Source organism: Rhodococcus sp. Z13, from assembly GCF_025837095.1.
In the GTDB taxonomy this organism is placed as follows: Bacteria; Actinomycetota; Actinomycetes; order Mycobacteriales; family Mycobacteriaceae; genus Rhodococcus; species Rhodococcus sacchari.
This window is the reverse complement of the sequence record NZ_CP107551.1, coordinates 1,684,594-1,696,920: the sequence shown is the minus strand read 5'-3', so window position 1 is coordinate 1,696,920 and position 12,327 is coordinate 1,684,594. Positions and strand designations below refer to the sequence as shown.

Genomic DNA, 12,327 nt, shown 5'->3' with positions numbered 1-12,327 from the left:
CGATCGAGAGGATCGAGACATGGCACTCGACGAACACGCCGCCGGGCTCATCGAAGGGCTACGGCAACAGGGTTTCACATCGTTCTCGCAGATGACGGTCGAGCAGGTGCGCGCGACGATCGCGACCTTCACCGACCTGCAACTCCCACCGCAGGAGGTCGGCCGGGTCCACCAGACCCACTACGAGAGCGACGGCGTCCGCCTCCCGGTGCGGATCCACGTCCCCGGCACGGACAGCGCACGCCGCCCCGTGGTGCTCTACTTCCACGGCGGCGGATTCGTGGGCGGCGACCTGTCCGTCGTGGACGAGCCCGCCCGGGCGATCACCAACGGCACCGATGCGATCGTGGTGACCGCCGGCTACCGCCTCGCCCCGGAGCACCGGTTCCCCGCAGCGGCGGACGACGCCTGGGCGGCACTGCGGTGGACGGCGGAGCACATCGCCGGGTACGGCGGCGATCCCGACGACCTGGTCGTCCTCGGCGACAGTGCCGGCGGCAACCTGGCCGCGAGCGTCACGCTCCGGGCCCGCGACGAAGGAGGGCCCGTCCTGCGCGGTCAGGTCCTGGTCTATCCGGTGGTCGACCGGGGTGCCGACCTTCCCTCCCGCCGCGAGTTCGCCGAGGGATACGTCATCACCGCGGCCGACATGGACTGGTTCCTCGAGCAGTACCTCACCTCACCCGAGGATGCAGCGAATCCGTACGCTCTGCCGGCCCGCGCGACGCGACTGGACGGACTGCCACCGACCCTTGTGCTCACCACGGAGAACGAGGTGCTCCGCGACGAGGCCGAGCTCTACGGGCAGCGACTGCACGAAGCCGGTGTGGACGTGCGGATCCGCCGCTTCGACGGGTTGGTGCACGGCGCCTTCTGGATGTCGGGTGCGGTACCGCGCAGCATCGAGATGCGCGATGCGGTCGTCGCCTTCGTCACCGAGGTGACCACCCCCGCGACCGTACGCTGACCTGCAGCGAGGGATCGGCGATGCTAATCCGGCGTCACCGGTCCCTCGTCGCGCGCAGCATCGTCCTTCGCAGCGCGGGCCGCTTCGCGCATCTCGATCACGTCGGTGACCAGTTCCCCGATCTCCCGGGTCACATCCCGTACCGCGCCGGTGATGATCCCGGCGATCGCACCCACGCGCGTCGCGGCGGATTCGGTGACCTCCTGGATCGTGTCCTTGTTACGTTCGAACCGTCCGACCATCCTCGGCCCCCTTGTCGATGTCCTGCGCTGCGGTGCCCAGCACTGCGGTGTCCTGCGCTGCGGTGCCCAGCACTGCGGTGTCCTGCGCTGCGGTGCCCAGCACTGCGGTGTCCTGCGCTGGGGTGTCGAGCGCGAGGGTACCCGCAGTGGCCGCCGGGTGCGTCTCACGCCGTTCGAGCACGACCCGCACCTCCGGTTCCTGCCGCACCCACCCGGGCGGGAGCGCGAGGAGGAAGATCTTCTTCCACACCGAAGCCACCTGCGCGGTGAGTCCGCCGGTGTTGTAGGGCAGGCCGTGCTTCTCGCACACCTCCCGCACCCTGGGTGCGAGCTCGGGATAGCGGTGTGCCGGCAGGTCCGGGAACAGATGGTGCTCGATCTGGTGCGACAGGTTGCCGGACATGATGTGGAACAGGGGCGTGCCGGTGATGTTCGCGCTGCCGAGCAGCTGGCGCACGTACCACTCGCCGCGGGTCTCCTCGGCGGTCTCCTCCTCGGTGAAGGACTGCACGCCGGACGGGAAGTGCCCGCAGAAGATGATCGAGTATGCCCACACGTTGCGCACGAGGTTGGCGGTCGCGTTGCCGAGCAGGGTCGGCACGAAGAGTGGTCCGGTGAGCAGCGGGAAGGCGAGATAGTCCTTGACCACCTGACGCCGGGCCTTGCGCCACCAGCCCTTCGCGAGCGGGAGAACGTCGCGCCAGGACCGTTTACGGGCGACGATCCGTTCGACCTCGGCATCGTGCAGCATCACGCCCCACTCGAACAGCAGCATCAGCGCGGTCGCGTAGACGGGGTTGCCGAGATAGTAGGGATGCCACCGCTGCGCCGGATCCATGCGCAGGATGCCGTATCCGATGTCGCGGTCCTTGCCGAGGATGTTGGTGTAGGTGTGGTGGACGTAGTTGTGCGAGTGCCGCCACTGGTCGGACGGGCAGACCGTATCCCATTCGAAGACACGGGAGTTCAGCGAGGGTTCACGCATCCAGTCGTACTGGCCGTGCATCACGTTGTGCCCGATCTCCATGTTGTCGAGGATCTTCGACACGCTGAGCGCTGCGACCCCGGCCAGCCAGGCGGGTGGGAGGAAGCCGAGGAAGAGCAGGCCGCGGCCCACAACCTCGAACCCTCTCTGTGCCTTGATGATCCGGTAGATGTACTCGCGATCCTCCTCGCCGAGCGTGGCCAGGGTCTCCTCACGCAGGGCGTCGAGTTCACGGCCGATCTCGTCGATACTCGTCCGGTCGAGCACGAGCGGGGCGTCCCCGGCGGGCGTGGACCGACCGCCGGACAGGAACGGGAGAAACGGGACGGTAGGTAGGGACAGACCGAACATGGTGTCCTCCGAAGGGGTTTCGAACGTTGTCGTTCGTGATGAATATGGGTCAGAGCTCGACGGCGACGTCGCCGACGGGCGCGTTGACGCAGACCTGGATGCGACGTCCGGGTTCGGAGTCGAGTTCGCCGGTACGCACGTCGCGCGTGCAGCCGGAGAGCCGGACGGCCGTGCAGGAATGACAGATTCCCATGCGACATCCGTGCTCGGGGTTCAGGCCGGCACGTTCGGCCTGTTCGAGCAGGGTCTCGCCGGTGTTGTCCGCGACGATGCCGGACGAGGTGAAGGACGTGCAGCCTTCCGCGGTGCCCGGTGGGACGGTCGCCGTGGGGAGCACGAATCGTTCCGTGTGCACGAGCTCGTCGCTGCCGTTGTCGGCGTAGACCGCGCGGACCGCGTCGAGCAGGTCCGCCGGTCCGCACACGTAGACCGGCGTGCCGGCGTACCAGGGTGCGACGGAAGCGAGGTGGGCGCGGTCGAAACGCCCCGTGAGCAGTCCGCCCTCGGATCTCGTGTGCGCGTGGGCGATCTCGATGTTCGGCTGCTGCGCGAGAGCGTCGAGTTCGGCCCGGCGCGGGACGTGGGCGGGGGTGCGGGTGTAGTAGAGCAGGGTGGCCGCCCCGTCGTACCCTTCGGCGGCGAGACCGGTGAGCATGGACAGCACCGGGGTCAGTCCCGATCCCGCCGCGACGAACAGCAATCGGCGCGGCCGGGGGTGCGGGAGGACGAATTCCCCTGTGGGTTCGCCGAGTTCGACGACGTCTCCCACCGCGGTGTTCTCGTGCAGATGCCGGGAGACGAGTCCGTCCGGCGTGAGCCCGACCGTGAACCGCAGGCGCGGGGCACGACCGGTCGTCAGGAGGGTGGGCGAGAAGTACCGCACGTGCCGCACCCCGTCGATCCGGACCGAGACGGGCACGGACTGTCCCGGGACCGGGCGGCAGGGGCGGGCGGGCTGCACGGTGAGCGTGACCGATCCGGTGGCGGTTCGGTCCACATCCGTGATCCGAGCGCGGTTCGCCGAGGTGGCGAGCAGCGGGTCGGCCAGTTCGAGATAGCGGTCGGGGTGGTGCGGAGTGGAGAGCACACCCAGCGCGTTCACCAGCATCTTCTTCAGGATTTCGGAGCCCCTGGCGTACTGGGGCAGGTCACGCACGATCATGTCTCCGCCTTCCGGTGGACGTCTTCGCGCTCAGTGCACGTGTGTGCACTGAAATCAGTGTGACAGCCGGGCACACCTTCCTGTCAACCGAGATGTGATGTCGGTTACACCGGGTTCGCTCCCGCCGAGGGGCCTGCGCTTAGACTCGGGGCGTGTCCACAGCCCCCGTCCAGCCCCCGGTGACACGCGCCGAACGCAAGGAACGCACCCGGCAGGCGCTTCTCGACGCCGCCCTCGACCTGTCCGCGGACCGCGGACTCGCCGGCGTGAGCCTGCGTGAGGTCGCCCGCAGCGCGGGGATCGTACCGACGGCCTTCTACCGGCACTTCGCGTCCATGGAGGAACTCGGCACCACGCTCGCCGCCGACACCATGCGGGTGTTGCGCCGACTGCTGCGCGAGGCCCGCCGCGAGCCGGGCCCCGCCGGGGCCCGCCAGTCGCTCGACGTGCTCGTGCGGCAGGTCCGCGCCCACGAGGCCGCCTTCCGCTTCCTCGCCCGCGAACGGCACGGCGGCATGCCGGAGGTGGCGCGGGCGATCTCCGTCGAACTCCGGCTTCTCACAAGCGAACTGGCCGCCGATCTCGGGCGCGCTCCCGGACTCGGGGACTGGGAGTTCGACGACCTCGAGATGGCCGCCGATCTGCTCGTCACCGCGATGCTGGACTTCGTGCTCGACCTGCTGCAGGTCGACCGCCCCGGAAGCGAACAGGAGGCCGAGGTGGTGGCGCGCGCCGAGAAGCAGATGCGGCTGATCCTGCTCGGCACCACCGCGTGGAGATCGCGACGGGACGATTCGGGCACCTCGTGACGGGACGCACCGAACCGCCTGCCACGACCCCGCGCCTTCCGTAACGTGGACGCATGGGTCCGACGAGCGCAGCCGGCTACGACGATCTCACCTTCGACGTGCGGGTCGCGGGGCCTCGGGACGGGGTCCCGGTCGTCCTGCTGCACGGCTTCCCCGAAACCGCCCGGAGCTGGACTCCGGTGGCACGTCTGCTCGTCGCCGACGGTTTCCTGGTGGTCGCACCCGATCAACGCGGCTACTCCCCCGGGGCTCGGCCGGTGGGCGCGGAGAACTACAGCCTGCCCACCCTCGCCGGGGACGTCCTCGGCCTGCTCGACGAGTTCGGGCTCGACCGGGTTCACCTGGTCGGACACGACTGGGGTGCCTCGGTCGCCTGGTACGTAGCCGCACACCATCCCGACCGGGTGGCGGCACTGACCGCACTGTCGGTCCCCCATCTCGCGGCCTACCGGTGGGCGCTCCGCAACGACGACGACCAGCGCGCACGCTCGTCGTACATCCGGCTCTTCCGCGAGGAGGGCAAGGCCGAGCACGTGCTGCTCGAGGACGGCGCGCGGCGGCTGCGGGCCATGTTCTCCCCTGCCGTCGACCGGGAATCGGTGGATCACTACGTGGCCACCCTGTCCGCTCCGGGAGCGCTCACCGCGGCGCTGAACTGGTACCGCGCCGCGACACGCGATCTCGACGAGACCCCTCCGGTACGAGTGCCCACCACCTACATCTGGAGCACCGGCGACACGGCCCTCGGCCGGGCCGGCGCCGAGCGCTGCGCCGAGTTCGTCGTCGGTGACTACGAGTTCGTGGTCCTGCCCGGCATCTCGCACTGGATCCCGGAGGAGGCGCCGGAGGTGGTGGCCGACGTGATCCGCCGGCGGTCGGGTCGCGATCGTCGCTGATCCGGGGCGGACCGGCGATCCGGGCGAACACGGCCGACCGTCTACGCCCCCAGCGAACCCAGCAGGTCCTCGAGCTCCTCGATCACCGCGTCGAGCGGCGCCGGACTCCGCTGGGCCTGCGCCATCACCAGCGCGCCTTCCAACGCACCGATCACGAGTGTCCCCAGCGACCGGGCCCGTCGCTCCGGTACCCCGTCGGCGGCCAGTGCCTGCGCGATCACCTCCACGAAGCGCTCGAAGGCCGCTCCGGCCCGTGCGCGGGCCGCATCCTCGTTGCCGAGACCGGCCGCCACCACCGGGCATCCCGCCACGTAGCCGGTGGCCTCGAGTTCCCCGCTCCACAGTCCGACGACGGCCCGGACCGTCCCGGCGACCCCGGTGCCGGCGATCCGCTCGGCCAGCGCCCGTTCGATGCGCCGCGCCGCCGCCTCGGTCGCCTCCTCGACGAGCTGCGCCTTCCCACCGGGGAAGTGGTGGTAGATCGATCCGCGGGGTGCGCCACTGTGTTCGAGGACGTCCCGGAACGAGGTCGCTGCCACTCCGCGTTGCCGCATCAGGGCGATCGCGCTCGCGGTCATCGCGGCACGCGGCCCGCCGCGCGCCTTCCCGTCCGTCATGGCCCCTCCCGAGTCGGATCGTTGTCACCGGCTTCTATGTATGTTGTCATACATAGAAGCCGTCCCGTTCCGCTTCGAGGAGTCCTGCGATGTCCGACACCACGGTGACCACCCACGTCTTCGACGCCGCCGTCGATCTCTTCCCGGTCGTGGACGACCGCACCGAGGGCCACACCCATCCCGCCTACGCCAACATGGTGGGTCCGTTCGGCGGCATCACCGCCGCCACCCTGCTGCGCGCCGTCGAACGTCACCCCGACGTCCTCGGCACCCCGATCTCGCTGACCGTGAACTTCGCCGGGCCGATCTCCGACGGCCCGTTCGACATCGCGGTGCGTCCCGTACGCACCAACCGGTCCACGCAGCACTGGTCGATCGAACTCGCGCAGAACGGCGAGGTCACCACCACCGCCACCGCGGTGTTCGGGCTGCACCGCCCCACCTGGTCGTCGACCGAGGTGCAGCGCCCCGACGCGCCGGCCCCGGCCGATCTGCACCGGTCGTACCTGCCGGAGTTCATCGCCTGGGCCGGCAACTACGAGATGAGGTTCGTCGAGGGCGACGTCCCCACCGAGCAGAGCGGCGAACACACCGACTCGACGTCCACCCTGTGGGTGCGCGACGATCCCGCCCGCCCCCTCGACCACGCCTCGCTCACGGCGATGTGCGACGTCTTCTACCCGCGCGCCTTCCTGCGCCTGGGCCGGATGTTGCCCGCCGGCACGGTGTCGATGACGATCTACTACCACGCCGACCCCGACGTCCTGGCTGCCCAGGCCGACCGGCCCGTCCTCGCGACCGCCCGCGCGCACCGCTTCGGCAACGGTTTCTTCGACCAGACCGGATACCTGTGGGGCGAGGGCGACGAGCTGTTCGCCACCACCCATCAGGTGGTGTACTTCAAGCCCTGACGGGTCCGCGACCGTCGACGCCACCCGGAATGTGTAACCTCGGGCACACCTGCAGTCCGAGAGGTCGAGGATCACACATGCGTATTCCGGCTCTGCTCCGACGGACGGGCGTCGTCGCCTGCGCCACAGCCGTTCTCACCGGCACCGGGACGGTGGCCTGCTCCGCCGCCGTACCCGACACGGTCTACGACTCGTACGTCGCGCTGGGCGACTCGTTCACCGCCGGGCCCGGCATCCCGGCCCAGCGCCCCGGGGATCCGTGCGGCCGGTCGGAAAGCAACTACCCCAGCCTCGTCGCCGCCGAACTCGGCATCACGGACTTCGTCGACGCCTCCTGCAGCGCCGCCGACTCGGCCGACCTGTCCCAGCCGCAGCGACCGGGCGTGCCGCCGCAGTACGACGCGCTGCGTCCCGACACCGATCTCGTGACGGTCGGCATCGGCGGCAACGACATCGGCCTCGTCCAGCTCGCGCTCGGCTGCGTCGACCTGGGGGCGCAGCCGCACGGCGCGTCCTGCGCGACGACCAACACCGCGGGCGACACCGACCGGGTGGGCGAGACCATCGACGCCTTCGCCCCCACCTACACCGCGATCGTCGACGAGATCCGCCGGCGCTCCCCCGAGGCCCGCATCGTGTTCGTCGGCTACCCCACCGGGATCCGGGACGGCGGCTGCTATCCCGTCCAGCGGATCCGGCCCGACGACGCCACCTACCTGCAGGCCGAGATCGACCGGCTGAACACGGTCATGCGCGAGCAGGTGGAGGCGGCGGGCGCCGAGTTCGTCGACCTCCGCGAGTCGAGCCGCGGCCACGACGCGTGCGCCGAGCCCGCGGAGCGGTGGATGCAGGGACTCGAACTCACCCTCGAGTCGATCCCCCTGCATCCCAACGCCGCGGGCCACCGCCACGCCGCCGACCGGGTCCTCACCGAACTCGCCGTCCGGTAGCTCGGCTCAGGCGTCGGGGTCCCCTTCCGGCGCCCGCACCGCGAGCAGCGCCAGCAGCCCCGCCGCCAGCACGATCAGCAGACCCACGATCCCGGCCCGGTCCGCTCCGAACCACCACGCGAAGAAACCGAACAAGCTCGGTGCCAGGAACGACACCGCCCGGCCCGTCGTCGCGTAGAGGCCGAACATCTGTCCCTCCCGCCCGGGCGGGGTCAGGCGCGCGAGGAAGGTGCGGGCCGACGACTGCGCGGGACCGACGAACAGGCACAGCACGAGCCCGAAGATCCAGAACATCGTCGGACCCGACACCACGAGCAGCACGATGCCTGTCGCGATCATCGACACGAGCGACCCGACGATCACCGCCTTCGGGCCGAGCCGGTCGTCGATCCGGCCCGCGACGAGCGCACCGATCGCGGACACCACGTTCGCCGCGACCCCGAAGATCAGCACGTCGCCGGCGCCGATCCCGTAGACGGTGACGGCGAGGACCGCCCCGAAGGTGAACACGCCCGCCAGCCCGTCGCGGAACAGCGCGGACGCACCGAGATACCAGATGGTGCGACGGTCCTCGCGCCACAGTTCGCTCAGGTCGCGCCACAGCACCCGATAGGACTCGAGGAAACCGGCACGACGCGTGAGGTCCGCGCGCGCCACCGGCTTCTCCGGCACGGCGAGCAGCACCGGCACCGCGAACACCGCGAACCACACGGCGGCGAACAACGCGACGAGACGGATGTTGGTGCCGCCGTCGGTGGGCACCCCCAGGAAGCCACGCGTGTCGCCGTCACCGGCGATGAACCCCGTGTAGCACAGCAGCAGCAGCACGATGCCACCGAAATAGCCCATCGCCCAGCCGAAACCGGACACCCGGCCGATGTCGTCCGGGGTGGACACCTGCCGCAGCATCGAGTTGTAGGGCACCTGGGCCAGTTCCGCCGTCACCGACGCGACACCGAGGAGTACGAGACCGAGCCACAGATAGTGGTAGTCGTCGCGCACGAAGTACATCGCGGCCATCGCCGCGACGGTGACCGCGGTGAGCACCCCGAGCGACCGTTTGCGGCGGCCCTCCGCGTCGTAGCGCTGCCCCGACACCGGGGCGGTCACGGCGATGACGAACCCGGAGATGCCGACCGACCAGCCGAACCACGTGCTCGCCGAGATGCCGCCCGGCAGGTCGTCGCCGACCGCATCGGTGAGATAGACGGAGAACACGAAGGTGAGGATCACCGCGTTGAACGCGGCCGAGCCCCAGTCCCACAGTCCCCACGACAAGACCTGACGACGCGTGGCGGCCTGCCCGACACCGCCGGCCACGTCCGTGTGCGCATTCATGCCCCGGAGCCTAGGCTCCCCGGCGCCCGGCGCATCCCGAACACGCCCGTGGTGGTTCGAGCGGTCACACACCGTCCCGCTACGCTGGCCCACTGTGACTCTGCCGAATCCCCATCCAGATGCCCGTGCCGTCGTCACCGGAGCGTCCTCCGGTATCGGCGAGGCGCTCGCAACCGAACTGGCCGCGCGCGGCCACTCGCTGATCCTCGTGGCCCGCCGCGGCGAGGTGATGGAGGAACTCGCCGAGAAGCTGCGCGCGGAGCACGGCGTCACCGTCGAGGTGCGTGCGTGCGATCTGTCCGACCGGGACGCCCGCGCGCCCCTCGTCGAGGAGCTCGGGAACCGCCGTATCAGCATCCTGTGCAACAACGCCGGTATCGCCACCTTCGGACCGGTGACCGACCTCGATCCCGCCTACGAACGCGCGCAGGTCGAGCTCAACGCCGTCGCGGTGCACGATCTCACCCTTGCGGTGCTTCCGCAGATGGTCGAGCGGAACTCCGGCGGGATCCTCATGGTGGGCTCGGCCGCGGGCAACATGGCGATCCCGAACAACGCCACCTATGCGGCGACGAAGGCGTTCGTGAACACCTTCTCCGAGTCGCTGCGCGGTGAGCTCAAGGGCACCGGCGTGCACGTCACCCTGCTCGCTCCCGGACCGGTGCGCACCGAGGAGCCGGATCCGGCCGAGGCGTCGATCGTCGACAAGCTCGTCCCGGACTTCCTGTGGATCTCGAGCGAGTACACCGCGAAGGTGTCGCTCGACGCGCTCGCCGCGAACCGCATGCGCATCGTCCCCGGCGTGATCAGCAAGGCCATGTCGGCGGCGGGTCAGTTCTCGCCGCGGTCGATCTCCGCGCCGATCGCCGGCGCGTTCTACAAGAAGCTCGGCGGCAGCTGAGCGTCGCCCACCGCCCCGCTTCTCACCGTCTGCGGCGCCGTCCGATGCCGAACAGGTTGCGTTCGATCTCCTGTCCGGCCTCGGACGGCGTTTCCGTCGGTTCCTCGTCCGTGGGGCCGACGACGGAGGCGGTGAGCTTCGCGTACGCCGATTCGCGGTCGATCGGGCGACCGTACTTGCCGTAGAGCGGATTCGCCTGCGCCGACGCCCGCATCGCGCTCTCCCCCACCGTGCCCCGGCGGGACCGCGGCGCCCGGATCCGCGTCCACGCCACCGGGGTGGGGGTGCCGATCTCGGACATCGCAGTGACGAGGGCCTCTCCGGGGCCGAGCGACCGGATCGTCTCCGCGATCTCGTAGACGTCCGACTCCGGGTACAGCCCCACCGCCTTCGCGAACACGGCCTCGTCGGCCGGGTCCGGGAGGGCGTGCAGCAGACGGGTTCCGAGCCGGTCGAGGACCGGGTCGGGCACCTCCGTCGGGGCACCGGTGGCGAAGACGACCCCGACGCCCCGCGAGCTCAGCAGGTCGAGGGTCTCCTCGATCTCGTGCAGGAAGGTCTCCGACGCGTCCGCGAACAGCAGGTGTGCCTCGTCGAAGACGAACACCAGGCGTGGTTCGTCGACCTCCCCGACCTCCGGCAGCGTGTGGATCAGGTCGGCGAGCAGCCACAGCGGGAAGACGGAGGACAGGGCCGGGCGGATGCTCCCGCCGACTTCGATCAGGTCGATCGTCCCGTGCCCGTCGGCGACCCGCAGCAGGTCCTCGACCTCGATCTCGGGTTCGCCGAAACACCCACCTCCCCCGGCATTTTCGAGATCGTCGATGGCGTCGAGGAGCGCGTCGGCGGTCTCCGGCGTCAGGTCGGCGCCGTCCTCCTCCGCATAGATCACCGCGCGGCGCAGGTCGGCGAGGTCGAGCAGGGGGTGGCCGTGCCGGTCGGCACCGCGGAAGACCTGTGTCAGGGCCGCCTCCGCGTCGGTGTCGAGGCCGAGCGCCTTCGCGAGCAGGACCGGCCCGAAGGAGGTGACGGTGACCCGCACCGGGATCCCGGTACCCTCGGCGCCGAGCGAGTAACAGGCCACCGGATATCCGGTGGGCGTCCACGATTCGTCGCCGGTGTCGCCGGCGCGGGTGAGCACATCGTCGGTGGGGTCACCCGAGGCCGACAGTCCCGACAGGTCGGTGGCCGCGCCGGCGACCACGACGGGGATCCCCGCCGCCGAGAGTTGTTCGGCGAGCACCTGCAGTGTCGCGGTCCGGTCCGCACCGGCGACGAGGACGTGCCGGGTGAGGCCGGCGAGCGGGATGCGGACCTGCGCGTCGGGGTCCGCGATGCCGTCCACGACCACGGTGCCCGGTTCGAGCGCCCCGCCGATCACCTCGTATCCGGATGCGATCGCCGCTGTGGCGATCTCGGGATCCTCGATCATGCTCCCCCTCTTCGGCGTCGATCCGCTCCCCGACGGTACCGCGCGGCGGGGCCTGTGTCGTCGCACGATTTCACCCCCCACCGGCGACGCCGCGCCTCCCCGGGTCGGCCCCGGTGACTAGTCTGTCTGTCGTGCAGGACAAACTCGTATGGATCGACTGTGAGATGACGGGGCTGCGTCTCGGCAGCGACAAACTGATCGAGATCGCGGCTCTGGTCACCGACAGTGATCTCAACGTGCTCGGCGACGGCGTGGACATCGTCATCCACGCGGACGACGATGCGCTCGCCGACATGCCGGAGGTCGTGCAGCAGATGCACGAGCGGTCCGGGCTCACCGAGGAGGTGCGGCGCTCGACGGTGAGCATCGCCGAAGCGGAGAAGCAGGTCCTCGCCTATATCCGCGAACACGTCCCCGAGGCCGGTACGGCTCCGCTGGCGGGCAACTCCATCGCCACGGACCGCGGGTTCATCGCCCGCGACATGCCCGAGCTCGACAACTACCTGCACTACCGCATGGTGGACGTCAGCTCCATCAAGGAGCTGTGCCGTCGCTGGTACCCGCGCATCTACTTCGGTCAGCCGGAGAAGGGGCTGTCGCACCGGGCGCTGGCCGACATCAGGGAGTCGATCCGGGAGCTGCGCTACTACCGGCGCACCGCGTTCGTGGCTCCTCCGGGACCGTCGCCGGCCGAGATCACCGCGGCCGTGAAGGACCTGGGACCCGCCTGACCAGGCGATTCGTCTTTTTCGTCTTCGTCAGGCTA

The 12,327-nt window shown here is 70.1% G+C and carries 13 protein-coding genes; 7 read left to right on the top strand and 6 right to left on the bottom strand.

The features are described 5' to 3' along the window. Positions 1 to 19: 19 nt before the first annotated feature. Positions 20 to 967, top strand: coding sequence for an alpha/beta hydrolase (locus tag OED52_RS07755; protein WP_264154066.1), 948 nt, complete (start codon positions 20 to 22; stop codon positions 965 to 967). A gap of 23 nt (positions 968 to 990) precedes the next feature. Here the strand turns inward: OED52_RS07755 and OED52_RS07750 are convergent, their stop codons facing one another. Genes OED52_RS07750 through OED52_RS07740 form a run of 3 tightly spaced genes read right to left on the bottom strand, consistent with a single transcriptional unit; the run spans position 991 to position 3,707 of the window. Then, positions 991 to 1,209: a hypothetical protein gene (locus OED52_RS07750; RefSeq protein ID WP_264154065.1), complete on the bottom strand. Its 219-nt coding sequence runs from the start codon at positions 1,207 to 1,209 to the stop codon at positions 991 to 993. Then, entirely contained in the window at positions 1,187 to 2,545 is a 1,359-nt protein-coding gene (locus OED52_RS07745) for a fatty acid desaturase family protein (protein WP_264154064.1), read from the bottom strand. Before OED52_RS07745 ends, OED52_RS07750 begins: the two co-directional genes overlap by 23 nt. A gap of 49 nt (positions 2,546 to 2,594) precedes the next feature. Beyond that, on the bottom strand, positions 2,595 to 3,707 hold the full coding sequence (locus OED52_RS07740; RefSeq protein WP_264154063.1) for a ferredoxin reductase: 1,113 nt from the start codon (positions 3,705 to 3,707) through the stop codon (positions 2,595 to 2,597). A gap of 152 nt (positions 3,708 to 3,859) precedes the next feature. Between OED52_RS07740 and OED52_RS07735 the strand changes: the two genes are divergently transcribed. Further along, complete coding sequence (locus OED52_RS07735) at positions 3,860 to 4,516, top strand: TetR family transcriptional regulator (protein ID WP_264154062.1); 657 nt, start codon at positions 3,860 to 3,862, stop codon at positions 4,514 to 4,516. Positions 4,517 to 4,569: 53 nt separating this feature from the next. Continuing rightward, entirely contained in the window at positions 4,570 to 5,412 is an 843-nt protein-coding gene (locus tag OED52_RS07730; RefSeq protein WP_264154061.1) for an alpha/beta fold hydrolase, read from the top strand. A gap of 41 nt (positions 5,413 to 5,453) precedes the next feature. Here the strand turns inward: OED52_RS07730 and OED52_RS07725 are convergent, their stop codons facing one another. After that, on the bottom strand, positions 5,454 to 6,029 hold the full coding sequence (locus OED52_RS07725) for a TetR/AcrR family transcriptional regulator (protein WP_264154060.1): 576 nt from the start codon (positions 6,027 to 6,029) through the stop codon (positions 5,454 to 5,456). An 89-nt stretch (positions 6,030 to 6,118) separates the two neighbouring features. Here OED52_RS07725 and OED52_RS07720 point away from each other — a divergent pair, with 89 nt between their 5' ends. Then, positions 6,119 to 6,940, top strand: a complete 822-nt coding sequence (locus OED52_RS07720) for an acyl-CoA thioesterase (protein WP_264154059.1) — start codon at positions 6,119 to 6,121, stop codon at positions 6,938 to 6,940. Between the two features lie 77 nt (positions 6,941 to 7,017). Further along, complete coding sequence (locus OED52_RS07715) at positions 7,018 to 7,890, top strand: SGNH/GDSL hydrolase family protein (protein ID WP_264154058.1); 873 nt, start codon at positions 7,018 to 7,020, stop codon at positions 7,888 to 7,890. Between the two features lie 6 nt (positions 7,891 to 7,896). Here the strand turns inward: OED52_RS07715 and OED52_RS07710 are convergent, their stop codons facing one another. Further along, positions 7,897 to 9,228 (bottom strand): MFS transporter, encoded by a 1,332-nt coding sequence (locus OED52_RS07710; RefSeq protein ID WP_264154057.1) that lies wholly within the window; start codon positions 9,226 to 9,228, stop codon positions 7,897 to 7,899. A 94-nt stretch (positions 9,229 to 9,322) separates the two neighbouring features. Between OED52_RS07710 and cmrA the strand changes: the two genes are divergently transcribed. Beyond that, positions 9,323 to 10,129 carry a mycolate reductase gene (cmrA, locus tag OED52_RS07705; RefSeq protein ID WP_264154056.1) on the top strand — a complete coding sequence of 269 codons (807 nt, stop codon included), beginning with the start codon at positions 9,323 to 9,325 and terminating at the stop codon, positions 10,127 to 10,129. A 22-nt stretch (positions 10,130 to 10,151) separates the two neighbouring features. Here the strand turns inward: cmrA and OED52_RS07700 are convergent, their stop codons facing one another. After that, on the bottom strand, positions 10,152 to 11,561 hold the full coding sequence (locus OED52_RS07700) for a DUF853 domain-containing protein (RefSeq protein WP_264154055.1): 1,410 nt from the start codon (positions 11,559 to 11,561) through the stop codon (positions 10,152 to 10,154). A gap of 131 nt (positions 11,562 to 11,692) precedes the next feature. On the opposite strand from OED52_RS07700, the gene orn reads away from it, so the two are divergent. Further along, the gene (orn, locus tag OED52_RS07695; RefSeq protein WP_264154054.1) at positions 11,693 to 12,292 is read left to right on the top strand and encodes an oligoribonuclease; all 600 of its coding nucleotides are present in this window, start codon (positions 11,693 to 11,695) and stop codon (positions 12,290 to 12,292) included. Positions 12,293 to 12,327 lie beyond the last annotated feature (35 nt).